20 protein-coding genes are annotated in these 24,493 nt (G+C 69.9%); 11 read left to right on the top strand and 9 right to left on the bottom strand.

What is annotated here, in order from left to right:
- The first annotated feature begins 39 nt into the window (after positions 1–39).
- Positions 40–597 (top strand): DUF2378 family protein, encoded by a 558-nt coding sequence (locus BO221_RS07030; protein ID WP_073559611.1) that lies wholly within the window; start codon positions 40–42, stop codon positions 595–597.
- 18 nt (positions 598–615) lie between these two features.
- Here the strand turns inward: BO221_RS07030 and BO221_RS07025 are convergent, their stop codons facing one another.
- From BO221_RS07025 to BO221_RS07015, 3 genes are read right to left on the bottom strand one after another with little or no spacing between them, the layout of a single operon-like run.
- On the bottom strand, positions 616–1,323 hold the full coding sequence (locus BO221_RS07025) for a 2OG-Fe(II) oxygenase (RefSeq protein ID WP_073559610.1): 708 nt from the start codon (positions 1,321–1,323) through the stop codon (positions 616–618).
- 10 nt (positions 1,324–1,333) lie between these two features.
- Positions 1,334–1,807 carry an FKBP-type peptidyl-prolyl cis-trans isomerase gene (locus tag BO221_RS07020; protein ID WP_073559609.1) on the bottom strand — a complete coding sequence of 158 codons (474 nt, stop codon included), beginning with the start codon at positions 1,805–1,807 and terminating at the stop codon, positions 1,334–1,336.
- A 43-nt stretch (positions 1,808–1,850) separates the two neighbouring features.
- Positions 1,851–2,654 (bottom strand): hypothetical protein, encoded by an 804-nt coding sequence (locus tag BO221_RS07015; RefSeq protein WP_073559608.1) that lies wholly within the window; start codon positions 2,652–2,654, stop codon positions 1,851–1,853.
- 228 nt (positions 2,655–2,882) lie between these two features.
- On the opposite strand from BO221_RS07015, the gene BO221_RS07010 reads away from it, so the two are divergent.
- The 3 genes from BO221_RS07010 (at position 2,883) to BO221_RS06995 (ending at position 6,331) form a co-directional block, all read left to right on the top strand.
- Entirely contained in the window at positions 2,883–4,139 is a 1,257-nt protein-coding gene (locus BO221_RS07010; protein WP_073559607.1) for a phosphatidylserine/phosphatidylglycerophosphate/cardiolipin synthase family protein, read from the top strand.
- A gap of 112 nt (positions 4,140–4,251) precedes the next feature.
- The gene (locus BO221_RS07005) at positions 4,252–5,067 is read left to right on the top strand and encodes a sterol desaturase family protein (RefSeq protein WP_073559606.1); all 816 of its coding nucleotides are present in this window, start codon (positions 4,252–4,254) and stop codon (positions 5,065–5,067) included.
- Positions 5,068–5,539: 472 nt separating this feature from the next.
- Entirely contained in the window at positions 5,540–6,331 is a 792-nt protein-coding gene (locus tag BO221_RS06995) for a DUF2379 family protein (RefSeq protein ID WP_073559605.1), read from the top strand.
- Between the two features lie 44 nt (positions 6,332–6,375).
- Here BO221_RS06995 and BO221_RS06990 read toward each other — a convergent pair whose 3' ends face one another.
- The gene (locus BO221_RS06990) at positions 6,376–7,353 is read right to left on the bottom strand and encodes a threonine/serine dehydratase (RefSeq protein ID WP_073559604.1); all 978 of its coding nucleotides are present in this window, start codon (positions 7,351–7,353) and stop codon (positions 6,376–6,378) included.
- Here BO221_RS06990 and BO221_RS55935 point away from each other — a divergent pair.
- Positions 7,289–7,717, top strand: a complete 429-nt coding sequence (locus BO221_RS55935) for a GrpB family protein (RefSeq protein WP_083680910.1) — start codon at positions 7,289–7,291, stop codon at positions 7,715–7,717. The genes BO221_RS06990 and BO221_RS55935 overlap by 65 nt on opposite strands.
- Before the next feature lie 198 nt (positions 7,718–7,915).
- On the opposite strand, the gene BO221_RS06980 is transcribed toward BO221_RS55935, so the two are convergent.
- Positions 7,916–8,233 (bottom strand): UBP-type zinc finger domain-containing protein, encoded by a 318-nt coding sequence (locus BO221_RS06980; RefSeq protein WP_073559602.1) that lies wholly within the window; start codon positions 8,231–8,233, stop codon positions 7,916–7,918.
- A 249-nt stretch (positions 8,234–8,482) separates the two neighbouring features.
- Here BO221_RS06980 and BO221_RS06975 point away from each other — a divergent pair, with 249 nt between their 5' ends.
- From BO221_RS06975 to BO221_RS06955, 5 genes are all read left to right on the top strand, one after another.
- Positions 8,483–9,079 carry a DUF2378 family protein gene (locus tag BO221_RS06975; RefSeq protein WP_073559601.1) on the top strand — a complete coding sequence of 199 codons (597 nt, stop codon included), beginning with the start codon at positions 8,483–8,485 and terminating at the stop codon, positions 9,077–9,079.
- A gap of 154 nt (positions 9,080–9,233) precedes the next feature.
- The gene (locus tag BO221_RS06970; RefSeq protein WP_233165752.1) at positions 9,234–11,144 is read left to right on the top strand and encodes a nitrogen regulation protein NR(II); all 1,911 of its coding nucleotides are present in this window, start codon (positions 9,234–9,236) and stop codon (positions 11,142–11,144) included.
- Positions 11,141–12,487 carry an ATP-binding protein gene (locus BO221_RS06965; protein WP_073559599.1) on the top strand — a complete coding sequence of 449 codons (1,347 nt, stop codon included), beginning with the start codon at positions 11,141–11,143 and terminating at the stop codon, positions 12,485–12,487. Before BO221_RS06970 ends, BO221_RS06965 begins: the two co-directional genes overlap by 4 nt.
- 15 nt (positions 12,488–12,502) lie before the next feature.
- Positions 12,503–13,009, top strand: a complete 507-nt coding sequence (locus tag BO221_RS06960) for a GNAT family N-acetyltransferase (protein WP_073559598.1) — start codon at positions 12,503–12,505, stop codon at positions 13,007–13,009.
- 290 nt (positions 13,010–13,299) lie between these two features.
- Positions 13,300–15,420 (top strand): alkaline phosphatase, encoded by a 2,121-nt coding sequence (locus BO221_RS06955; protein ID WP_073559597.1) that lies wholly within the window; start codon positions 13,300–13,302, stop codon positions 15,418–15,420.
- Between the two features lie 15 nt (positions 15,421–15,435).
- On the opposite strand, the gene BO221_RS06950 is transcribed toward BO221_RS06955, so the two are convergent.
- Complete coding sequence (locus tag BO221_RS06950) at positions 15,436–19,533, bottom strand: AAA family ATPase (RefSeq protein ID WP_073559595.1); 4,098 nt, start codon at positions 19,531–19,533, stop codon at positions 15,436–15,438.
- A 269-nt stretch (positions 19,534–19,802) separates the two neighbouring features.
- On the opposite strand from BO221_RS06950, the gene BO221_RS06945 reads away from it, so the two are divergent.
- On the top strand, positions 19,803–20,459 hold the full coding sequence (locus BO221_RS06945) for a cyclase family protein (RefSeq protein WP_073559594.1): 657 nt from the start codon (positions 19,803–19,805) through the stop codon (positions 20,457–20,459).
- Positions 20,460–20,462: 3 nt separating this feature from the next.
- On the opposite strand, the gene BO221_RS06940 is transcribed toward BO221_RS06945, so the two are convergent.
- The 3 genes from BO221_RS06940 to BO221_RS06930 all read right to left on the bottom strand — a co-directional run bounded on the left by BO221_RS06940 (position 20,463) and on the right by BO221_RS06930 (position 24,433).
- Complete coding sequence (locus tag BO221_RS06940; protein WP_073559593.1) at positions 20,463–21,887, bottom strand: reverse transcriptase family protein; 1,425 nt, start codon at positions 21,885–21,887, stop codon at positions 20,463–20,465.
- Positions 21,888–22,337: 450 nt separating this feature from the next.
- A complete protein-coding gene (locus tag BO221_RS06935; RefSeq protein ID WP_073559592.1) occupies positions 22,338–23,069 on the bottom strand; it encodes an immunity 52 family protein in 732 nt (243 codons plus the stop codon).
- The gene (locus BO221_RS06930) at positions 23,066–24,433 is read right to left on the bottom strand and encodes a Tox-REase-5 domain-containing protein (protein WP_083680812.1); all 1,368 of its coding nucleotides are present in this window, start codon (positions 24,431–24,433) and stop codon (positions 23,066–23,068) included. The genes BO221_RS06935 and BO221_RS06930 overlap by 4 nt, the downstream gene beginning before the upstream one ends.
- Positions 24,434–24,493: the final 60 nt, after the last annotated feature.

Genomic DNA, 24,493 nt, shown 5'->3' with positions numbered 1-24,493 from the left:
CCTCCCTCTCCCGGGGTCTCCGCGCTAGGGTGCCGACCCATGCCGGAGACCCCCCTCGTCTTCAACCACACCGTCCAGGGACTCTTCTCGCGCTCGTTCCCGGACGGGGTGCCCGCCGGACTCAAGGCGCAGCTGCGCGAGGCGGGCGTGGACCTGGACAAGCCGCTGCTGCCCGCCTACCCCACCCCGGTGTGGTCCCGCTGCATCGACCTGGGCGCCCGGGCCGCCTTCCCCGACGAGCCGCGCCGCGAGGTGGCCTGGCGCAGGATGGGCGAGCGGATGATCGACGGCTACCAGGACTCGATGATCGGCCGGGCCATGTTCGGCATGCTCCAGGTGCTGGGGCCGCGCCGCACGTTGCAGCGGGCGCAGAAGAACTTCCGCACCGGCAACAACTACTCCGAGGTCCGCGTCAGCGACGTGTCCCCCACGGAGATGGAGCTGTGGTTCAACGAGACGGACGACGTGCTGCGCCACTTCACCGTGGGGCTGGTGCTCGCGGGCATGCGCGCCGGCGGCGCCGAGGAGCCCCAGGTGCGGCTGCACGAGGTGGACGCGAAGGGCTTCACCCTGCGCGCCTCGTGGAAGCCGAAGTGAGCGGGCTCCGGAGCCCCCTCACTTCCGGGGCGGGCCGCCGTAGAGCGTCTCGGCGCGGTGGAAGAGCACCCACGAGGTGATGATGTACTTGTCGTTGGACTCGGGCACGTTGCCCCGGTGGGTGTGGGTGAAGCCGGCGGGGAAGATGAGCATGCGGCCCGCCTTCGATTGGACCTTCTTCTCCTGGTAGAAGAACTCCGTCTCGCCGCCCTGGCCCACGTCGTTGAGGTAGAACTGGAAGGCGAGCACGCGGTGCAGGGGCTCGCAGCCGGCGTCCTTCGGGTACACCTCCGAGTGCCAGTGCGGATAGCCGCCGGAGCCCTTCAGGTACTTCTGCACGGTGAGGTCGCCGTAGCGGTAGAGGAAGCCGACGAGCTGCTCGAAGACGGGGTCTCCCAGCTCGGCGAAGTTCTCCCGCGTGAGCGTCGTCACCTGGCCCGTCTTCGGGTGCTTCGTGGACAGGGAGACGGCGCCGATGAGGCTGTAGAGGTACTTGCGCAGGTAGCTCTTGAGCGGGGGGAAGGCCGCGTCCAGCAACTGGCGCAGCACGGGCTGGTAGTCCGCGTGCTGGTTGAGGTTGAGGTCGTAGCTGTCCTTCTTGGTCACGTCCACGCCGCCCCCGGTGCGGCCGCGCTGCACGTGGGGGCTCTTCTCGAAGAGCTGGAGGATGTCCTGGCACAGCCGGGGAGAGAGGACCCCGTCGTGGACCTCGATGAAGTCGGTCATGGGGCGCGGCTCAGCGGGCGGTGAGCACTTCCACGTCGAAGATGAGCACCGAGTGGGGCGGGATGACGGGAGGGCTGCCCCTGGCGCCGTAGCCGAGGGTGGAGGGGATGACGAGCCGGCGCTTGCTACCGGCCTTCATGCCCACCAGTCCCTCCTCCCAGCCCGCGATGACGCGGTCGTAGCCGAACCGGAACTCGAAGGGCTTGTTGGTGCCGCGGCTGCTGTCGAACTGGGTGCCGTCGGGGAGCCAGCCGGTGTAGTGCACCTCGAGGTAGCGGCCGATGGAGACCTCGGTGGCACCGGTGCCCACCGCCAGGTCCTGGGTGTAGAGGCCGGACTCGCTGCGGTTCATGGCGCCGAGGTCCACGCCCAGCGCGGCGGCGTAGCTCACCTGGGTGGGGTCTCCCGACTCCGAGGAGCCACCGTCACAGGCGGAGAGGGCGAACAGCAGGCAGGCGGAGAGGAGCGGGAAGAGTCGATTCATGGCGCCCGGAGCCTAGCAAGGCCGGGCGCCGGCTGGTGGGAACTCACTGGGGACGGGCGCGCGGCCCGCCGCCTGCCCACTGGTAGCCCACGGTGGCGCCCGAGCCGATGAAGCCCAGGGCGATGTACTTGCGGAACCAGCCGAGCGTGCTGCGATTGTCGACCACTTCCTCCAGCAGGCCATGGACCGCCACGCCGAGCAGCGTGCCCACGGCGGCGCCGCCCAGCGCCCCGAGGAAGGCGCGGCCCCGGTCCTGGCTGCCGTCGAAGGCCAGCTCGCCCAGGCCCCAGGTGCCCAGCGCGGCCAGGGGCGGGGTGAGCACCAGCCCCGCGCCGAACGCGGCCACGTCCAGCTCGGCCCAGCGTCCGCCGGCGTCCGCGGACTGGAGGAACAGCAACTGCGCGGGCAATGCGCCCGTGAGACTTCCGGCCACCGTCTCCGTGGCGGTCACCCACAGCCGCTCCTCGCCAAGGCGGCTCGCCCCGTACACGCCCCCGAGCGGCGCGAGCGCGGCCGCGCCATACGTCACCCAGGCTCCGGGCGTGACGGGCGCATCCGTGGCGGTGAGGTGGGGAGACGTCCGCTCCGTCTTCTCGGGGGGCGGGGTCTTCTCCACGTCGGGGGAGGCCTCGGGGGGCTCCGGCTGGACGGGGATGGCGGGGAACTCGACGTTCTGATTGGGGACGTTCTGGTGGGGCAGGAGCGAGAGCGCGGCGGGGATGCCCCGGGCCCGCGCGCTCAGGGGCGACTCGTGCAGGGGCCGGGAGAAGGCCTGGGGCGGTGCGAGCACGGCCCCGAGCAGCGAGAGGGAGGCCAGACAGGAGGGCAGGGAAGCAGGCAGTCGCATGGTATCCAAGGAGGGCGCGCGTGTCGGCGGCCCCTGCCCGGATGCCGGGCGGCGGGGACGCGGCGGCGGGCCCGTGTGGGGGGAGGGATGGGGCGGGTGTCGCGTTTCGTCCACCCGTGCACCGGGAGGGGCGCGTTCCAGCGGACAGAGGGGCGCCGGGGGTGTCTCCGGGTGGACGGAGCGCGGGCCCATGAAGGCAGACGCGCGGAGCGTGACTAGCTTGCGCGCGTGAAGAAGACACCCTGGACACTGCTGCTGCTCGCGCTGGTGCTGGCGGGCTGTCCCCTGCCGAATCACCGCCTCGCCCTGCGCATCCGCGACACCGTGCCGGAGACGCCGGAGGGCATGTCGCTCGCCTGGTACCAGACGGTGGGCGTGGAGCTGGAGCCGGGCAATCAGGTGGAGCTCGTCCACAACGGCCACGTGTTCGACCGGCTGGTGGAGGAGATTCACGCCGCGCGCTCCAGCATCCACATCCTGCTCTACATCTGGCGCCCGGGGTACCCGTCGGACCGCATCATCCAGGCGTTGCGCGAGCGCCAGCCGGGGGTGGCCTGCCGTGTGTTGGTGGACCCGCTGGGCAGCATCCGCTTCGAGGACAACGTGGGGCCGGAGCTGGTGGCGGCCGGGTGCGAGGTGCGCATGTTCCGCCCGCTGCAGGGCACCATCTCCACGCTGAACCTGAAGCGCTTCCAGTCGCGGCTGCACCGCAAGCTGATCGTGCGCGACGGCGTCTCCGCGATGACGGGGGGCTGGGGCATCTGGAAGAGCTGGATTGGCGAGGGGCGCAAGCCGGACGAGTGGCGCGACGCGAACATCTGGGTGCAGGGCCCGGCGGCGCGAGGCGTCCAGCTGGCGTTCGCGCAGAACTGGCAGGAGGCGGGGGGCGGGATGCTGCCGGCCGAGGCCTTCCCGGAGCCGATGCCCACCCCGGGCGGGGCGCGGGCGGGCTTCGTGACGCACACGGGAGCGCCGGTGCTGACGAACGCCGAGCGGATGACGTTGCTGGCGATTGCCTCGGCGAAGAAGCGGCTGTGGATTTCGAACTCGTATTTCATTCCGACGGGGCCCATCCAGGACATGCTCATCGCGAAGGCGAAGGCGGGGGTGGACGTGCGGGTGCTGACGCCGGGGCGGCACCACGACATCCCTCCGGTGCACGAGGGCCAGCGTGCCACCTATGCGCGGCTGTTGGAGAACGGGGTGCGCATCTGGGAGTACGAGGTGTCGATGATGCACTCCAAGGCGGTGCTGGTGGATGACCGGCTGTCGATGGTGGGCTCGACGAACCTGGACCCGTTGGCGCTCAGTGCCGAGGAGGGCTCACTGGTGGTGGATGACGAGGGCCTGGCGGCGCAGATGGCGCAGGACTTCGAGGAGGACATGAAGCACTCGGTGGAGATCCGCTGGGACTCGTGGAGGAGGAGGGGCCTGTTCAAGCGGCTGTCGGAGCGGGTGACGGTGCTGTTCGGCAAGTACCTCTGAGGGCCCCACTCGCCGCTGCGCCGAGTACCCGGTAAGCTGGCCCTTGACAGGGAGGCTTCACGGCAGGGCCGGCGGACCCGCTTCCCGTGCGCATTACCGCGGGAGGACGGTCATGAACGGCTCCATCACGAGTCTCGACGGCATCCTGGCGATGTACCAGGAGGAGCGGTTCTTCCTCATCGCCATCTGTTCCACGTTGCTGAGCATCGGCGCGTTCCTGGTGTTCGCGCTGCCCTGGACGTGGGTGGCGTACAAGAACCCGGAGTCGCTGAAGAAGTACCGGGTCCAGGGGAGGGAACTCCCGGTGAAGCGGTGGTTCGCGCCGTCGTTGCAACGGTTCGCCATCAACAACCTGGTGTCCTTCCTGGGAGTGCTGGTGGCGTGGCCGGTGTTCCGCCTGTCTGGCATCCACACGGGCGAACTGCCCGCCTGGTACGTGATGGTGGGGCAGATCGTCTTCTTCGTCGTGCTGGACGATTTCCTTTACTACTGGATGCACCGGGCGCTGCACACGCGGTGGCTCTACAAGCACGTGCACTCGGTGCACCACCGCATCACCACGCCGTATGCGCTGACGGGCAATTACATGCATGCCGTCGAGTTCATGCTGACGTCGACGCTGGTGTTGGTGGGGCCCTCGCTGGTGGGGGCGCACGTGGTGACGTTGTGGGCGTGGATCGTGTTCCGGCAGTTGGAGGCGGCGGATGGGCACTCGGGGTACGACGTGCCGTGGAACCCGGCGCTGCTGATTCCGTTCTACAAGGGGCCGGCGTACCACGACTTCCACCACCGGAGGTTCTTCGGCAACTACGCGGGGTTCTTCTCGTACCTGGACAAGGTGTTCGGGGGCACGTGGTCGAAGGGATACGAGGAGTACCGGAGGGCGCAGCAGCAGAGGCCGGAGCCACAGGTGCAGCCGGAGCCGTAGCACCCTCTCCTTTCCATCAAACATGCATGGCGCTGGTTGGTGCTCCTTGGTCTGGCTGGTCTACCGTCGTGGGAATGAAAAACCAGGAGTTCAACCCACGTCTCTGGGTTGCCATGTTGGCTGCTGGGCTCGTGTCGGGTTGTGCAGCGGCCATCGCATGCCGGCCGGGAGAGTCCACGGTTGACTGCTGCATCAAGAAGTACCCATTGACCGCGATAGAGAGTTGCACCGCCAGCCGCTCGGACGTGCTCCGGGTCCTCCGGGACATTTCTCTGAGGATCGATGATGAGGAGTTCGAGAACAACGAAGACCTTCCCGAGTGGAAGCAGAAGTGCATCAAGAACTTCGTCCTTTGCCAGGACGAAGGCTGGATGGGGTCCTGTTACGACTGCATGCGCTATTGCGAGGGCCAGCACAAATGGCCAGAAGACAGGTGCCCGGATCCTCGTCAGAGTAAGAAGTAGGAGCGGAGATGTCCGATAGTCAGATGGATTGGGACCCCATTTGGGCGCTTGCAAAACGGGTCCTGGAGCAAGGCGAGCCCCTGGAACTCACGGATGAAACGTGCGCTCTCTTGCTGCGAAGCGCCCGCGAGGTGGCCATCAGTGACGCGGATGCGGAGAACTCCCTGCGCAGTCTGTCCACCGCTACGACTCTGCTACAGGAAGTCCGGCGGCGCATTCATGACGGGTCATGGCGGCTGAGCCGTGCTCGAGACCGGGCCTATGAGCTACGGGACGCGGGCGATCTCGACGGGGCACAGCAGCTCATGCGTGATGTGCTCGCCGTGGAGGTTGTTCCCTTCTACCGGCAGCAGGCTGAGATTGCGCTGGAGAAGTTGGCCGGGCTGGCGGAGGTGCGTGCAACCGGGCGGCTCGATCCAAACCTGCACGACCGGCAGCAACTCGCCGTTCTTCTACAACGCACCGAGCAGGGGCACGCCTTGGAACTCACCGACGACTTGCGCGCCCTTCTGCGCCGCACCGCTCCCACGGCGGCAATTGGCGAAGCCGAGGCGGAAGAGGCTCTCAAGAGTCCGGAAGGCGTTGAGGCCCTCATGGGGATGATTCTCTCCCGGTTCCAAAAGGCGCAGCGCCGATTCCTGCGCGCGATGTACCGGATGACGAGCCTCCGGGACTCGGGAGATCTTGAAGGAGCCCGCCAACAGATGCGCGACGTGCTCGCGGTGGAGAACGTGCCGCAGTACCGCCGGATGGCCGAGGAGGTGCTTGGGGGCCTCGACAGTCCGCCCCCGGAGTCGTGAAGCGCATGCTTGCCGGAATTGTCCGCGTGCCGGTTGCGTGCAAATCACCCGCGGACCAGTTCCTCGAAGCGGCGCCAGGAGACGTTGCGGCCGGTGAGCACGACCACGGTGGGCCCGAGCGCTCGAGGCAGCAGCTTGCGCAGGGCCGCGAGTCCCGCGGCGGCGGAGGGTTCGAGGATGTATTTGGTATCCGAGACACACCAGCGCATGGACTCGCGCAGCTCGTCGTCGGTGACGAGCACGAACTCATCCACGTTGCGCTTCAGGTAGGGCCAGGGGAGGAGCTCCTTCTCCACCTGGGCGCCGATGCCCTCGGCGATGGAGGGGCGCACGTCCTGGACGTCCACGGGTTGGCCCTCGCGGTGCCAGCGGGCGAGGACGGCGGACGTCTCCGGCTGGACGCCGATGAGCCGGATGCGCGGGTTGGCGGCCTTGAGCACGACGCTCATGCCGGCGAGGAGCCCGCCACCGCCCACGCCGACGAGGACGGTCTCCACCTGGGGGCAGTCCTCGAGGATTTCGAGGGCGACGGTGCCTCCACCTTCCATCATGTGACGGTCGTTGTAGGCGGAGAGGAAGGTATAGCCCCGCTCGGCGGCGACGCGGCGTGCGGCCTCGCGGGCGAGGGGAACGCTGTCGAAGTACTCGAGGTGGGCACCGTACTCCTGGATCATGCGCAGCTTGTCGGGGTCGGCGGAGCGGGGCAGGTAGATATGAGCCTTGGCGCCGAGGGTGGCTGCGGCGTAGGCGAGCCCGATGCCATGTCCGCCGGCGGTGGGGGCGATGAACTCGGCATCGGGGCGCGAGGCGCGGACGGAGAGCACCTTGTGCAGGGAGCCACGGGGCTTGAAGCTGCCGGTGACCTGGAGGTTCTCGAGCTTGAGCAGCACGGGGGATCCGGCGAGCTTCGAGAGGGAGGTGTTGGGCTCGAGAGGAGTATGGCGGAGATACGGGGCGATGCCGCGGCGAGCGGCGATGACATGCGAGGGGATGAGTTCCAACTCGGAGTCGGGCGTGAGCATGGCGCCTGTTATCACGTCCAATCACGTCCAGAGCCCAAGCACACCCGGAGCACAAGCACACCCGGAGCACAATCACACCCGGAGCCCAATCACACCCAGGAGCCCCCACGGTGCCCAAGTACCCCTCGCCCTCCGGGAGAGGGACGGGGTGAGGGTATCGAGGTTCCCGGGTTCCCCCCCTGCCTCGGCTCCACCGCACGATGGAGAGCGCCGCTTCCGAGATCGGCTGCGCGAGGACCCCACTCAACGAGAAGCCTACGTGGCCCGCAAGCGGGAGATCCTCGCCCAGGGCATCACCCACAGCGGGGACTACTCGGAGGCGAAGGGCACGGTCATCGAGGGCATCCTGAAGAAGGACTCCTGAAGGGCTCCCTGTACCCTCCAAGCCATCGGCGCACCGTAGACGCAAGCCAGGCCCTCGCGTTCAGCCCGCCTCCCGGGCGCGCTCTTCATGAACTTGTCCAACTGTTGGACAAGTTGGGCGAGACCGTGCCCGGAGGGGTCCGCCCTGCTCTCGAGCCGAGGACAGACTCCTGCACGGACTGTCTTCGGATGGCCGGGTCTACGGCGCGGGAACTTCCTGGCCGGGGTGGGAGGCGGGGCGCAGCTCATCGGCCTCGAGCATCACCTCGTCGTCGTAGCACCAGCCCCAGTCCTCGCCGGGCTCGAGCGAGCGGATGATGGGGTGCGACGTGGCGTGGTAGTGCTTCGTCGCATGGCGGTTGGGCGAGGAGTCGCAGCAGCCCACGTGGCCGCACTCCATGCACAGGCGCAAGTGCACCCAGCTCCCGCCGACGCGCAGACAGTCCTCACACCCGGCGGTGGTGCTCGGTCGGACGTCGTGGATGGAGTCGAGGTGGCGGCAGCCGGAGGTTTGCATGGTGGGCTCCTTTCCCCACAGGGTAGGCACCCCCCGGGGGCCTCGGGGCAGGCGGCCCGGGCAGGGCGCGGCCGGGCGTCTCGAACTTCCCGCCGGGAGGGCTGTCCTCCATTGAACAATCCCTGGCATCCTGGCCGCCGCGCGGCGTTCACCATCCATCATCGCATTGCCCTTCTGATCGCCTCCGGACTGGGAGAAGAGAGAACGCGTTCCCAATTTTTCCGTGTGATTGTCACGGGAGCGTGGGGCATGCAGGGGCTCGAGGGGTCGCGGGAGCTGGGGGCGGAACGTCCGGCGGCGGCGCGGCGGCGGTTGGTGTTCGAGCACACGGTCGATGGGCTCTTCCGCTTCTCCCTGCGCTCGCGTCTGTCCTCGCAGGCGTGGAATGGCCTGAAGGCGGTGGGCATCGACCTGTCCAAGCCGCTGCTGCCCGCCTACACCTATGACACGTGGAAGCGGGCCCTGGAGCTCACCGTGGTGGACCTCTACCCGCTGTTGCCGCGCGAGGAGGGATGGCGGCGGCTGGGGCAGGAGGTGGTGAATGGCATGGTGCACACGGTGATGGGCCGCGCCATGGTGGGAGTGGCCCGGCTGCTGGGGCCGCTGCGCTCGCTGCGCCGGTTGAACAACACGCTGCGCAGCGCGGACAACTACGTGGAGTCCCGCCTGACGGAGCTGTCGCCCACCTCGTGCGAGGTGTGGATCAACGAGGTGATGGGCCAGCCCGCCTACTACCAGGGGATTCTGGAGGCGTGCCTCGCCCTGGCGGGAGGCCAGCGGGCGCGGGTGCGGGTGCTGGCGCGCGAGGGGACGGGCGCGCGGCTTCACGTGGAGTGGGAGGAGTAGACGGCCTGGGGTGTGAGGCGAAGTCTACCCACGTGGGTAGCAGGGGACTCGGCGAGCGGATACTTCCCGTCTGCCGGGGATTACGGCACTCCTGCGGTGCTCGCCGGGTTTCAGGCATACTCGCGCCGCCAGGGCGCGGGAGAGCCGCCCGTTCATGTCGAGCATGTCCACCAGGGTCGCGCGAGCGCAGGGAGTTGGAGGGCTGGAGCCGTCGGGGCAGAGCCTCGCGCGTGCGAGAATGACGGTCCGGCTGCTGGCGGCGCTGGACGCCTTCCTTTCCGAGCCGTTGCGCCGCGCGCCCGCCGAGGAGCTCGGCCGCAGCCGGGTGCTGGTGGGCGCCAACGCGGTGCTGTTGTTCTGCTGCCTGGTCTTCCTGCTCTACGTGCCGAGGATGCCCTTCCCCGTGGCCATGGGGGCGGTGGGCGTGGTGTGCATGGCGGGCTTCCTGGGCTCGCTGCTGCTGCTGCGCCGGGGCGTGTCCTCGCGGCTTCCCGGGTTGCTGCTGTGCGCGATGCTGACGGGAGGCTTCCTGGCCGCCGGGCTGTGCATGCCGGATCCGCACGTGGGCACGCATGCCATCTGCATGCTCATCCCCATGCTGTCCGTCTACCTGCTGGGGCCCCGGCCGGGATTCCTCTTCGCGGTGGTGGGCGCGGTGGGCGTGGGCGCGGTGCTGCCTCTGTGGCACGGGGTGCAGGGGGGCCTGTGGATCCGCGCCTTGTGCGCCGCGCTCTTCATGCTGGGCGCCTGGGGGCTGAGCTGGCTCATCCTGGCCGCGAGGGATCAAGCCAACCAGGCGATGGTGCGGGCGCTGCGCTCGTTGCGCGAGAACGAGGGCAAGCTGACGAGCCTGCTGGAGAACACCGAGGACATCGTGTGCTCGGTGGACGCGGATGGGCGGCTCATCGCGGCCAACCCGGCGCTGGGGGAGATGTACCGGGAGCTCATCGGCACGGAGCTGGCGCCGGGGGACTTCCTCTTCCCGGAGCGCGCGCCGGAGCGGCTGCGCGTGCGCTGGCAGCAGTGCGCCGCGCAGGTGATGGCCGGCAAGCGGGTGCGCTTCGAGGCCTCGCCCTCCAAGCTCAAGCGGCCGCGCGTGCTGGATATCTCGCTCAACCCGGTGTTCGACGTGACGGGCTCGCGGGTGGTGGGAATGACGGTGTTCGGCCGCGACATCACGGACCGCAAGGAGGCCGAGGCCCGGCTGGGCGAGATGCACCGCAGCCTGCTGGACGTGTCGCGCCAGGCGGGCATGGCGGAGATGGCCACCGGCGTGTTGCACAACGTGGGCAACGCGCTCAACAGCGTCAACGTGTCCGTCAACCTGCTGGCCGAGCGGCTGCACCAGTCGCGGCTGCCCGGCCTGAAGAAGGCCACGGATTTGATGGCCTCGCACGGGGCGGACCTGGCGGCCTTCCTCACGGCGGATGGCCGGGGCCGGCAGCTGCCCTCCTACCTGCAGGCGCTCGCGTCCCAGCTCACCGGCGAGCGCGAGGAGCTGCTGGAGGAGGTGGACACGTTGCAGAAGAGCGTGGAGCACATCAAGTCCGTGGTGAGCATGCAGCAGGAGCATGCGCGCTTCGCGGGCGTGGTGGAGCCGCTGGAGCTCACGGCGCTGCTGGATGATGCGCTGCGCCTGCAGGCGGTGTCCTTCGAGCGCCTGGGCATCCAGGTGAAGCGCGAGTACACCGAGGGGACGCTGGTGAAGGTGGACCGGCACAAGCTGTTGCAGATCATCCTCAACCTGCTGAGCAACGCGCGGCAGGCGCTGGTGGAGAGCGGGCGGGCGGACAAGCAGCTCACCATCCGCGTGGAGCGCATGGTGGCCGAGCGGCTGCGCATCGCGGTGCAGGACAATGGGGTGGGGATTGCTCCGGAGGACGCGCCCCGCCTCTTCACACAGGGTTTCACCACCAAGAAGGACGGACACGGGTTCGGCCTTCACATCAGCGCACTGGCGGCGGCGGAGATGGACGCGTTCCTCTCCTGTTCGAGCGAAGGCCGCGGCCAGGGTGCTACGTTCACCATTGATTTGCCCATCTCGGGCGAGGAGAGCAGGGCATGAACGCCGCCACCACACCCAACCGCCGCATCCTGGTGGTGGATGACAACCAGGCGATCCACCAGGACTTCCGCAAGATTCTCTGTGCCGCCCCGGCGAGCACGGCACTGGACGCGATGGAGGCCGCGCTGTTTGGCGGGCCCTCGGCGGTGCCGGTGGACACGGGCTTCGAGGTGGACTCGGCCTACCAGGGCGAGGAAGGCCTGGCGAAGGTGAAGGAGGCGGTGGCCGAGGGGAAGCCGTACGCGCTGGCCTTCGTGGACATCCGCATGCCGCCGGGCATCGACGGCGTGGAGACGGTGCAGCGGCTGTGGAAGGAGGACGCGGACCTGCAGGTGGTGCTCTGCTCGGCCTACTCCGACTACTCGTGGGAGGAGATGACGCAGCGGCTGGGCATCAGCCAGCGGTTGCTGATTCTTCGCAAGCCCTTCGACAACATCGAGGTGCGGCAGCTGGCGCACGCGCTCACGGAAAAGTGGGAGCTGCTGCGGCAGAGCCACCGGCGTCTGGAGGATCTGACGCGCGAGGTGGAGGAGTGGACGCGCGAGCTGGCGGCGGCCAACGAGCGGCTGCGCAAGGAGATGGAGGACCGGGCGCGGCTGGAGCTGCGGCTGGTACAGGCCCAGCGGCTGGAGGCGCTCGGGCGGTTGTCGGCGGGGCTGGCGCACGAAATCAACAACCCGTTGAGCGTCATCATGGCCAGCGTGGGCTTCATCCGCTCGGAGCTGGATGACCAGGCCAAGGGCGGCCGGCAGGCGGACCCGGTCGAGTTGAGCGAGGTGTGCTCGGACGCGCTGCTGGGGGCGGACCGGATTCTGCGCCTGGTGAATGACTTCCGGCTCTTCTCGAAGCTGGATGGGCAGCCGCAGGCGTGGGTGGACCTGCGCGAGGTGCTGGACCATGCGCTGTCGGGGGCCAGCTACAACCTGGGGCCCAAGACGCAGGTGGTGCGCGACTTCCAGGACGTGCCGCCCGTGTGGGGCAGCGAGCAGGGCCTGGAGCAGGTGTTCCTCGGGTTGCTGAACAACGCGGGGCACGCGCTGAAGAACACGGCGGAGCCGCGGGTGGCCATCATCGCGCGCCAGCGGGAGGACGGCGGGGTGATGGTGGAGATCCGCGACAACGGGACGGGCATCGCCAAGGAGCACCTGACCCGCATCTTCGATCCGTTCTTCACCACCAAGGCGCCGGGAGAGGGGACGGGCCTGGGGCTCTCCATCTGCTACGGCGTGGTGTCGGGACTGGGCGGCGCCATCGAGGTGGACAGCGCGCCGGGACAGGGCGCCACCTTCCGCGTGAAGCTGCCCAAGGCCCCGGAGAACGTGGCCTCGGCGAGCAGCCCGTAGCTCCCGTTGCGAGCAATGGCCATCACCATCCGGCCCGCCCGTGCCGAGGATGCTCCCGCACTGGGACGCATGGGCGGGGCGCTCGTCCGCCTGCACCATTCGTATGACCCTCGGCGCTTCATGACGCCCGAGGAGGACGTGGAGTCCGGCTACCGGTGGTGGCTGTCACGGGAGATGAAGCGCCAGGGCGCCGTGGTGCTGGTGGCGGAGCGGGAGGGCGCGGTGGTGGGCTACAGCTACGCCACGGTGGAGGGCCGGGACTGGAACGCGCTGCTCGATGCGCACGGTGAGCTGCACGACGTGTGGGTGGACGAGTCCGTGCGAGGCAGTGGCGTGGGAGGGCTGTTGCTGGAGGAGATGGTGCGGCAGCTGAAGGCGCGGGGCGTGCCGCGGATCCTCTTGATGAGTGCCTCGAGGAACGAGGCGGCGCAGAGGCTCTTCGCGAAGCACGGCTGGCGCCCCACCATGGTGGAGATGACGCGCGAGGTGGAGGATTCCGGGAAGGACTCCGAGGAGGAGTGAGCCCATTTCCCCTCTCCCCTCGGGAGAGGGACGGGGTGAGGGTGCCACGCATCCCGGGTTGAACCCGGTGTCCACACCGTGGGCCACGGGTTGAAGAACGGGCCCGGATACCCTCACCCTGACCCTCTCCCGGGGGGAGAGGGGATATTCAGACAGATAGTGGATGCTCTCCGGTTCGCGCATGGCCAACGGAAGACACGTTGCCCTGGAGTCGGAGCCGTCTGTCTTCATGCGCCGCGTACCTTCGCGCGCTCCGGGCCCCACGCCCGGCCCGACGCGGAGGAGTCTCCTTGTCCCAGTCCCTGCACCGCCGCACCGTCCTGAAATGCCTCGTCGCCGCCGCGGCGAGCACCGCCTTCGGCTGTCATGAGGATGAGCCGCCCGTGGAGGACGGGCGTACGCATTTCCCTCAGTCCGTGGCCTCGGGAGATCCACGTGCCCTCAGCGTGGTGCTGTGGACGCGCGCGGTGGACCCCGCGCTCCCCGACGCCGACCTCGCACTCACCCTGTTGGTCGCCCGGGACGAGGCGTTCGAACACCTCGTCCTGGAGGAGACCGGTTTGCTCGCCAGCGCCGCGCATGACCACACCCTCCAGGTGAAGGTGACCCGCCTGGAGCCGAGGACGCGCTACTACTACCGCTTCGTCGTCGAGAAGGAGGGGAAGCGCCTGGGTTCGCCCGTGGGCCGCACCCGCACCGCCCCCGCCTACGACGCGAAAACCCCCGTCCGCTTCGCCGTGGCCAACTGCCAGGACTTCCGTGGCCGCTACTACAACTCCTGGCACCGCCTGCTGCAGCTCGACGAGGACCTCGACTTCGTCCTCTTCGTCGGCGACTACGTCTACGAGTCCGACTCCTCGGCCGTGCCCTCGCCGGACCCCGCGCGCGTCGTGCGGTTCTCCGACCCCGGCTCCGCCCTGCCCAGGGATCTCGGCGGAGGACGTGGGGAGCTCGTCGCCCAATCCCTGTCCAACTATCGCGATCTCTATCGCACCTACCGCTCGGACCCCTTCCTCCAGAAGGTACACGAGCGCTACCCGTTCATCGTCGTCTGGGATGACCACGAGTTCTCCAACGACTGCTGGGACGCGCACGCCACGTACACCGACGGGCGCACCGAGGAGTTCCAACCCGAGCGGCGGCGCAACGCGGAGCTCGCCTTCTTCGAGTACATGCCACTCGACACCGATGCCGGAGCGGGGGTCATCGACCCGGAGGAGCTGCCCCGCTACCCGGACACGCGCATCTACCGGGACTTCATCTTCGGCAAGCACCTGCGGCTGTTCGTCACGGACTACCGCACCTACCGGCCGGACCACCTCATCCCCGAGGATGCGTACCCCGCCACGGTGGCCATGGACGCGGCGGTGCTGGCCTCGCTGGGACTCACCGGCGCCTTCGCGGCCGATGCCTTCGCCTACGTGAACATCGACGAGTTCCCCGCGCAGCGGGCCGTGCTGCGTGGAGCGTACGTGCAGCTCGCGGTGGGAGGGGGGCTGACGGCCGAGGAGGCCTCGATGCGGGCCGAGTTGCTCGTGAAGGGCAACCTCGCACTGGCCTACGCCAACCCGGTGTTGCAGGCGGCGGCGCAGCCGGGGGCCGGGCCCATCGGCCCCGCGGGCAAGCCCCGGGGACTCGCCTTCGTGCACATGGGGAAGCAGGACCTCTTCTCCAGCATCGGCGCGCGCAACGTGGTCATCAAGGACACCTTCGACGTGTACGCGGCCTGGCGGTACAGCACCTCGGGCGGCGAGGCCCAGCACGCGCTCGGCAAGGACCAGGAGGCGTGGCTGCTGGCGCAGCTGCGCGAGGGCGTGAGCCCCCAGACGTGGAAGGTGATGGCGAGCTCGGTGTCCACGACGTCGATGATCTGGGACCTGAGGGCGAAGCCGGACGTCGAGCCGCCCTCGGTGCGCAACCGCTACTACTTCAGCGTGGACCAGTGGGACGGCTTCCCCGACAAGCGGAGCTCGCTGATGGCGGAGCTGCGGGAGCGCACGGATGGCCACGCGCTCGTCGTCGCGGGGGACATCCACGCGGCCTTCGCATCGGTGGAGCAGGGGGTGCCCTGCCTCACCGCGCCCGCCATCGCCTCGTCCGCCGTGCAGGAGGAAGCCGGCGCGGCGGTGGAGGCAGCGGGCTTCCCTCCGGGCTCGGCCGTCTACCGCTACGTCGTCACCGAGCAGGCGGCCACCTTCCGCGAGGGCAACCCGGGCATCGCCTTCGTGGACACCAACGCCCACGGCTTCACGGTGGTGGAGGTGGGCCCCGAGGAGGTGAAGGCCGCGTACCACCTCATTCCCAGCAGCGAGGTGGATGTGGACTACGGCTCGCGGCCCGGGGATCTCGCGGCGAGCTTCTCCCGGAGCGACTTCCGCGTCCGGCCCGGAGGCACCATCGACGCGGCGTGAGGGCCCCGAGGTGTGTCAGCCCGCCGAGGCCTTCGCGGGCGCGGGCAGCAGGGGCTGCTCCAGGGCCTCGAGCGCCCGCAGCGGGCCCGGTGCGTCCAGGTGCTCGAAGATGCGGCGGGCCCGTGAGAGGTGGATCTCGCGGGTGCCGCCGGGCTCGGAGGTCCGGGCCAACTCGTAGTGGGCGAGCCCCTCGTCGGTGGGCAGGCGCCAGGTGTTCGCCAGCTCGACGGCGCGCCCCCACAGCGCCCGGGCCCGGCCGGTGTGGCCCTCGAGCCAGGCATATGTGCCCTCGAGACGGGCGGTGCGGCTGTGGGCGGTGGGGTGGAGGCGGCTCGCCTTGCGCAGCACCCGGAGGGACGCGGTGGCCAGCGCCCGGGGCTCGGTGTCTCCGGTGCCGCGCGAGGCCTCCCAGAGCTCCAGACACGCCTGCACCAGCGAGGTGAGGGAGGTGAGGTCCGACCACATCACCAGCGGCCGTTTGTGCAGCAGACGCAGGGCCTCACGCGCGTGGAGGAGCCCCCGGCCGGGCTCGCCCTGACGCTGGGCCACGAGCGCCGCGTTGCAGCGGAAGCGCAGCGCGTTGCTGGGGTCCGCCAGGCCGAGCAGCACCTCCGCCTCGCGCAACCGCTCGGCCGCCTCGTCCTGCCGGGCGAGCAGCAGCAGCGTGGGCGTCATCTCCGTGAGGGCCCACAGCACGTTGACGACGTTGGAGACCTCGGTGGCCTCGCGCAGCATGGACTCGCGCACGTACTGGGCGGCGCCCGGCTCGCGCGCCAGCTCCAGCCCCATGCCCAGCACCTCCAGGCCGGTGCACAGGGTGAAATGCTCATGGAGGCGGCGGGCCCCGGCGATGCCCAGCTCGACCAGCCGCAGGCCCTCCTCCCAACGCCCGAAGGTGAGGTGCCAGGAGCCCTCGACGATGTCGGTATGCGGGCTGCGCGAGCCTCCCGGGGGACTCGCACGGTGGAAGTAGCGGCGCGCCAGCCCGTGCATCCGCCCCAGGCCGGCCATGTAGCCCAGCGAGTTGTAGGCCGGGGTGGAGGTGGAGAACTCGCGCGCCGCCTCGGCGAGGTTCACGGCGGTGAAGTTGGCGGCGAAGTGCTCCAGCATCCGGTCCGCGTAGAAGCTCTGCTGGGCGAGGGTGCTGAAGATGCCCGCGGCCAGGGTGAGTCGCTCCCGCTCCGCCTCCAGGCGCGGTGCCGGCAGCCAGCGCCCCACCAGCATGTGCCCCACGTGCCGCGTCACCTCCCATGCCAGCCGGCCGCCCCAACCCGCGCGTGAGCCGGGCCTCGTCAGCCCCAGCAGGCGCAGGGCCGCGTCACAGTGGCGCAGGCTGTGCTCCGTCTCGCCCAGCGCGTGGTACGCGGCGCCCAGCCGCGCGCTCCACCGGGCCTTGCGCAGCGCGTCCACCGGCTCGCCGCCGCTCGCGGCCAGCTCCAGGGCCCGCTTGAGCAGGGCCACCGTCTCCGCGTGCGCTCCTCGGGACACGGCGGCCTCCGCGGCCCGCTCCAGGTGCTCCAGCGCGCGCTCGGGCTGCTCGGCCATCCGCCAGTGGTGCGCCAGCAGCGGCTGGAGTTGCTCGCCCCGCTCCTCCTGCTCGCGCTCGTGCAGCAGCGCCACGGCGCGGTGCAGCTCCCGCCGCTGGGAGAAGGCCATCAGGTGGTAGGCCGCCTCCTGGATGAGCACGTGCTTGAAGGCATACACCGGACCCGTGCCGGACTCCTCGCGCTGCACCAGGTCCAACCGCTCCAGCTCGGCGAGCTGTTGCGGCAGCGTGGGCCGGTCCGCCTCCACCGGGTGCACGGCGCGCAGCAGCTCGAAGGGGAAGGCCCGGCCGAGCACGCTGGCCACCTTGAGGGTGAGCTGTTGCTGCTGGGTGAGCCGGTCGATGCGGCTGGTGATGAGGCCCTGGATGGTGCCGGGCAGCTCCAGGGCCATCTTCTCCACGGAGCGGGCACCCAGCCGGCACTCGCCGCGCTCGATGACGAGGTAGCCGGCGTCGCGCAGGGCACAGGCGAGCTCCTCGCTGAAGAGGGGGTGGCCCTCGGCCCGGTCGCGGATGAAGGTGGCGGCCTGGGCGGGCAGGGTGCGCGAGCCGAGCCGCTGGCGCACCAGGGCCAGCACGTCCTCATAGGACATGCGCCCCAGGGGCAGGTGCACGGTGCCGGCCGAGTCGCGCAGCTGGCGGTACTCGGCGGGCGTGGACTCATTGGGAGGGCGGGTGGAGAGCACCAGCAGCAACCGCTTCACCCGCCGCTGCACGGCGAGCGCGAGCTCCCACGAGGCGGAGTCCATCCAGTGCGCGTCGTCGAGCACCACCAGCCGGGGCCGCTCGCGGGCGCGGTCGTCGAGCAGTTGCACCAGCAGCTCGCGGGTGGTGGCGGTGCGCAGGGGCGCCGGCATGTTGTGCACGGCGTCGTTCTCCGGCACCTCCACGGGCAGCACGTCGTTGAGCAGCGGGGCCCACGCCTCCTGCTCGGGCCAGGCGCTCAGCCGCTCCAGGAGGCGCGCGGTGCGGGCGGCCTCGTCCGGCAGTCCCTCCAGCTCCAGCAGGCGCGAGAAGACGGAGCGCCACGCGTGCCACACGGGAGAGCCCTCCACGGAGGTGCCCAGGCCGAGCGCGGTGGACAGTCCCGCGGCGCGGGCGCGCTCGAGCAGCTCGCCCACCAGCACGGACTTGCCGATGCCGGCCTCGCCTTCGAGGAGCACGGTGCCGCCCACGCCCCGCTCCGCCAGCGCTCGCACCGCCGAGGCCAGCCGGGTGCGCTCCTCCTGCCGGCCCACCAGCCGGGTGCCCGGCCCGGAGGCCGTGGTGGTGTCGCCGCCGGGCTCGGGACGGAACACGGGCACCGGGTGCGTAATCCCCTTCATCTTCAGGGGCGCGAGCGTCTCGAAGCGCAGCCGCGAGGAGGCCAGCCGCAACGTGGTGGCATCGCACAGCACGTCGTCCACCGCGGCCTGCATGAGCCGCGCGGCGAGGTTCACCGTGTGGCCCACCATCACGTACTCGCGCCGCGTGGCCCCGCCGGTGGTGCCGCAGAAGACGCGCCCGGTGGCCAGCCCCAGCCGGTACTGCAGATTCAGCACCTGGAGCGCGCCCCGCAGGTCCAACGCCGTCTGCACCGCGCGCGCCGCGTCGTCCTCGTGGGACAGGGGAGGCAGCCCGAAGGCCGCCACCATGACGAGGCCCTTGTCGTCCACCACCACCTGGTTGGCGCTGCCCCCGTAGCGGAAGAGGACGGACTGGAGGGTGCTCACCGCGCGCTGCAACTCCTCGGGACGCTGGCCGGAGGCGAAGCCGGGCGCGGCGAGGTTGATGAACATCACCGTGACGGTGCGGAACTCGGAGAGCCACTGGCCGTGGCCGGCCTCCAGGCGGTGCGTCACCACGCGCGGCAGGTAGGAGCACAGCGCGGGCTCCAATTCCGGCGGCACCGGCTCCTGGGGGCGCACGTCCGGCAGCGGCCCGGGCTCCATGGACAACAGCTTCCAGCCCGCGGCGCCCCGGGGCTCGCCCTGGGCACGTGGCAGCAGGGGCCAGGCGCGAGGGCCGAGGATGATCTCCCCCGGCAGCGCCGCGCCCTGGGCCTGGGCCATCTCCAGCAGGGGCTCGCCCGAGGCGAGGAAGTCCCAGCGGCCCCGTTCGCCGCCCACGTCGGACAGACGCACGGTGCCGGCGCCGATGCCCACCTTGAGGCGCAGCCGCAGGCCGTCCACGGGCTGGCTGCCGTCGATGAGGCCCTGGGCGGCCTGGGCGCACTGGGCCGCGAGCCGCACCGCCCGTGCCAGGTCTCCGTCCGCTTCCACGGGCCAGAGGGCCACGAGCGCGTCACCGGCGAAGCGCAGCACGTCTCCGCCATGGGCGAGGAGGGTGTCGATGAGGCTGGAGAAGAAGGCGTCGAGAATGCCGCGAAGCCGCTCGGCGCCGGCGGGGCCGCTGTTCTCGAGGGCCTCGGCCACGGCGGTGAAACCCGTCAGGTCGGCGAAGAGGACGGCGCCCTGTTGCTCACGGAGGGCACCGGCGCGCGGCCGGGAGGTGTCCTCCTGGAGGGCGCGCACCAGGGAGCCGGGCAGAAATGCCGCCAGTGCGTGCAGCCGCGAAGGGAAACTCATGCCATGCCACCACCTTCGGGCGGGGGGAAGTCCCGGGGTGGAAGTGGGCCCATTCGTAGCAGATGGTGGCGGCTCCAGCCACACTGGAGGCTCGTCCTCGGAGCGAGCGAGCAGGCGAGCGGAGGGGCTGCCGGCGTGGGCGGATTTCGCGCGGTGTGAGAGCGCGCGGTGTTGTCCAGCGGGCCACGGGGCACTTCGGGATGTTCACCGTGCGGCGGAGTCCGGAGGGAGTGCTTCCTCTCGGGCTCCGGTCTCCAGATTGTGAGGAGATGGCACAGACTCCCTCCTCGGCCTGGCTGGATGTCTCCATCCCCCTGTCCTCCGCGATGCCTCATTACCCGGGAGACCCGGTGCCGGAGATCAAACGGGTGCAGGCGCTGGAGGAGGGAGCGGACGCCAACGTCACGCACCTGTCCTTGAGCGCGCACGCGGGGACGCACGTGGACGCGCCGGTGCACTTCTTCTCGGGGAGGGCGGGCATCGACGAGCTGCCGCTGGATGCCACGATGGGCCGGGCGCGCGTGGTGCATGTGCCGGGGGACGGGCAGGTGCGCGCGGAGGCGCTGCGAGTGCATGACCCGAGGCCTGGGGAGAAGTTGTTGCTGCGCACGCGCAACTCGGACCGGCGCTGGTGGGAGCTGCCGTTCCAGGAGTCCTTCATCGGGCTGACGCGGGAGGCGGCGGACTTCCTGGCCGAGCGCAGGGTGGGGTGCGTGGGGGTGGATTACCTGTCGGTGGCGGGCTTCCACGAGGACAGCCCGGCGGTGCACCGCACGCTGCTCGACGCGGGCATCTGGATCATCGAGGGGCTGTACCTGGGCGAGGCGGCACCGGGAGATTACGAGCTGGTGTGTCTGCCTTTGCGCGTCGCGGGCTCGGACGGAGCCCCGGCGCGCGCGCTGCTGCGTCCGTGGACGCGGGGATGAGAACTACGCCTCGCGCTTCTCCAGCGCGCTGAGCCGCTCCAGGAAGGCGCGGCCCTTCGCGGGGTCCGTCATGTGGATGAAGGCGGCCATGCCCTTGAGCTGGTCGAGCGTCTCGCCCTCCTTGCCCGGCTTGCCCTTCTCCCGGTTGTGCAGCGCCGCCCGCAGCTGGCGCACCACCTCGCGCGGCACCCGCGCTCCGGGCTGGTCCTTCGCGGCCTCGTTCACCACCAGCCCCGTCACCACCTGCCGGTTCCCCGGACGCATCACCCGCGTCTTGTCCGGATGCACCCGGAAGCCCTCCGCCTCCAACACCTTCTCCACCCGGGCGATCAGCACCGCCACCGGTGCCTCCGTCTTCCCCCGGCTCTTCTTCCAGGAGAACGTCATGTCGTCCGCGTAGCGCGTGTACGCGAAGCCCAGCCGCCTCGACAGCGCCGACAGCCGCTTGTCCAGCCGCAGGCACAGCGCGTTCGTAATCCCCGGAGACGTCGGCGCTCCCTGCGGCAGCGCGCGCGGCCCCTTCGCCACGTACAGCGTCTTGCCGCGGAACTGCACCACCTCGCGCGGCGCCTCCGTGGCCATCAGCGCCAGCAGCGTCGCCGTGTTCTCCGTGAGCCCGCCCTTGCGCAACAGCCCCTTCACCCGCTGCCACGTCACCGAGGGGAAGAAGTCCTTGATGTCCATCTTCACCACCACGTCCGCGCCCTTGTGCGCCATCGCGTTGGTGACGATGGAGCGCCCCGCCACGAAGCCGTGCGCCGCCCCGTGCACCGGCAGCCGCTCGACCACGTTGGCGAGCACCCAGCGCTGCGCCTCCTTCAACTCCTTCTTCGGCGAGGTGATGGTCCGCTTCCCACCGTCCCGCTTGGGAATCTCCCAACTGCGGTAGTGCGTCCCCGTGTCCACCTCGCGGTGGTAGGCGAACCAGCGCAGCCGCGACACGCTCAGCCCCAGCGCCTTCGCCAGCGTCTGCGCCGACTCCAGCTCCGGCAGCCCGTTGGACTTGGCCCGCTCCTCGCGGTCCTTCAGGTCGAACTTGTCCGGGCCTCCCGCCTCCTCCCAGTGCACCCCCGCGCCCAGGTGGTTGATGTGCGCGGTGCGCCACGCCTCCCACGCCAGACGCTTCAGCGCGCGGCGCTCGGCGGCCTCGGCCTTCTTCTTCTCCTTCCAGGCCGTCTTCTCTTTTTCCGAGAGTCCGCTCGGGTCCTCGTGCTCGGGCGCGAGCCCCTTGGCCTTGAGCTCGGCCTCGACCCACGCCTCCTGGCCGCCGGCTTCTTCAATCGCCTTCCAACGGGCGAGCCGGGCCTGCTCCTCGCGCTGCGAGACTTCGCGCTGGGCCACGACATTGGCCGAGGGGGTGGCGGGAGCGGGGGCGGGCACGACCACGGGGGCCGCGGCGGGGACGAACGTCTCGAGCTTCGCGGTCATCACTGCACCTCGTTGATGCGAGGAGTCGTCACGAAGGAGGGGGGACGGGGCGGCGCGAGCGGTCGAGAGAGGCCTGGAATCACCACATGCTCACCTGGGGCACGGTAGCCTCACCGGCTCTCCCTGGTAGTGGAGCTCCGGCCGCCTGGGGAAACGGCGGTTGCGTCGTTGGCTCAGCTCCCCGGGCGGCCGGAGCTCCACTACCAGGAGAGAGCCAAGAACAGGCTACCTTGCGGAGAGTGTCCTGCATTGCTTCCAGAGCGGCGCAGCGCCGCTCCCGCGCTCGAGGCGCGAAGGCTGATGCTTTCCGGACCTCTCTCGACCACTCGCGCTACCTGGCGCGTCTGCCGTGCGTCGTCGCGTCCACCCCTCCCGGCCGCGGGGGTCGCGGCCAGATGACAGCCGGAGTTTCTACACCATCCCTTTGGCCGAGTCGATGAACGGCGTCATTCATTCATTCCAGGGGCGCAGGGGGGTGAGGAGGCCTGCCCGGGCGAGGCGCTCGGAGACGTCGCGGGCCAGGGCCACGTGGGCGGGGTTGGAGGCGGTGAGGCGCTCAGGGGTGAGGATGACGAGCGTGCCCTTGTCCTCCACGGGCTCGGTGCGGACGGGGGCGGGGAGGGGCGGCAGGGGGCCGCGGCGGTGGGAGAAGTACGTGAGCCAGCCGATGAAGGTGCCGCCCGGCGTCGATTCTGGCCACACCTCATCGCGAAGCTCATGGGAGGTGGCGAGGCCCCACTCGGGCTCGAAGGCCACGGCCATGGCTCGGAGTATCCGCGCGAGGACGGGGGCTTGGAGCACGCGCTCCTCGGCGGGACCTTCCGCGGGCGGGTCGAAGAGGCACAGGTTGGAGACCCAGATGGATGCGTCACCGCAGAGCAGGGAAAGGCTGCTTGCCGCCTCATGCGTTACCCCGTTCCATCCTCTCAGGGAGAAGCCGTCCGTTGCGAAGCGCCCTTCCTTCTGTGCTTGCTGGTGGAAGAGCTTCGCGAGACTCGCCGCATCGGCTTCAAGGCGGTGTTGCAGCGCTTTCTTGAGGCTTCTACCCTTCTTGAACCACTGGGCGAGGCTTGGGTCGCATGCAGCGAGCAGGCTGAAGAAGGCTTCTGTTCGATGAGCACACGCCTCGATCGTCTCTCTCCGTGCCAGCCAGTACGCTCCAACGTAGTACGTTTCCTTCATGGGATGACCTCGATCCTGTCGAGGCGATTGGCCTTGAACAGCTTCCGCATGAGGTCCGCGACCTCCTGCTCGGCGAAATGCCACTGGATGGGGGTGCTTCCTGCTGCTTTGAGCTGCCTTTTGGCCTGCTCGAGCATCTCGTTGAGTCCTTCGAACCACCGCTTGCCGTACATCTTCTCCAGAAGCGCCTTGTAGCCGGGACCTTTGACCTCCAGGAGCACGCCGTTTTTGAAGCCATCGAAGTCCACGAAGTCCTTGGGCCCCGGGCCCGTGCGGACACGGTAGACCCAGCCCTCTGGAGCGCCCGTCATCTCGGACTGGAAGCGCCTGGCATCATGGCTCATGCGCTCCTCCTTCTGAATCCACTGGCCGGGTCCCTCGGGTGGCGGGGGCCAGGGCGTGGTGCCGCCGGCTGCATTGCTGCCCTGCGCCATGAGGACGATGGCGAGCGGTGTGGCTCCAGCCCCGACCACCGCCGTCATGGCTCCGGCGGGTACGGCCACTTCGTTCACCGCCAGCGAGCCCCTGGCGGACAGGGTGAGCACCGGCAGCTTCGTGGCCGAGGCCAATCGCGGCCCCACAGTGGCCGCACCTCCCTGGAGGGTCAGCAGATGCGTGGTCACCCGTGATGCCTCGCGAATCTGGTCCTCCAGATTCATTGCCCCATAGCGGGCGAAGTATTCGGGAGAGTTGGCGATGAGGCCCGCCACTGACGAGGGCAGGTGCGCCAGTCCTTCCAGGGTGCGAACCGGCTCGGAGAGGAGGGTCGCCAGTCCCCTGGCCATCTCCTCCAGTGCTGCCTCCGTCCCCAGCAGGGCGGCGGTGGCGGGGTCCCTTCCCAGGGCCCGTTCGCCCACGGGCGGAGAGTGCTGCTTGCGCAGGGCCTCGTCCACGGTGAAGTAGACGCCGCCTCCGTCGAAGTGGAAGGCACCCACGCGCATGTGCTGCACGTACAGCTGCCCCTGCTGGAGCGAGGGCTGTCCCAGCCAGGAGATGGGTGTGCCGGTGAGCGCCACGGCGCAGTAGCCATCCGGTCGTGCCACCACCAAGGGGCGGAAGCGCGCGGTGCGGGCGAGCAACTCGGCGTAGGGCAGGGGATGTTTGTTGGCCGAGGCCTCGCGGAACAGTCGCGCCAGGGTGGTACGGGGCGCGAAGGTCCGCAGGTCGGCGGGGCTGTCGACGAGACCCCGCCAGAGGGCCTGGGCCTTCTCCGGGGTGAGTGCCTGGCCCGGAGCCAGGTGGACGGATTGCGGCAGTCCGCTGTGTCGCAGCAGTACCTGGAAGTCATCCACCTCGGCGGCGAGGGCACCGGAGGCCAGCAGCAGCACGGCGGCCAGGAGCGCGGCGGGTGTTGGCAACCTCATGGCGCCATGCTGACACGTGCCGCGTGTCACAACCACACCACAGCCGCGGGTGGTACTGCG

The sequence above is a fragment of the Archangium sp. Cb G35 genome (genome assembly GCF_001896145.1).
Classification (GTDB): domain Bacteria; phylum Myxococcota; class Myxococcia; order Myxococcales; family Myxococcaceae; genus Archangium; species Archangium violaceum.
This window is presented reverse-complemented; position numbering and strand designations above follow the sequence as displayed.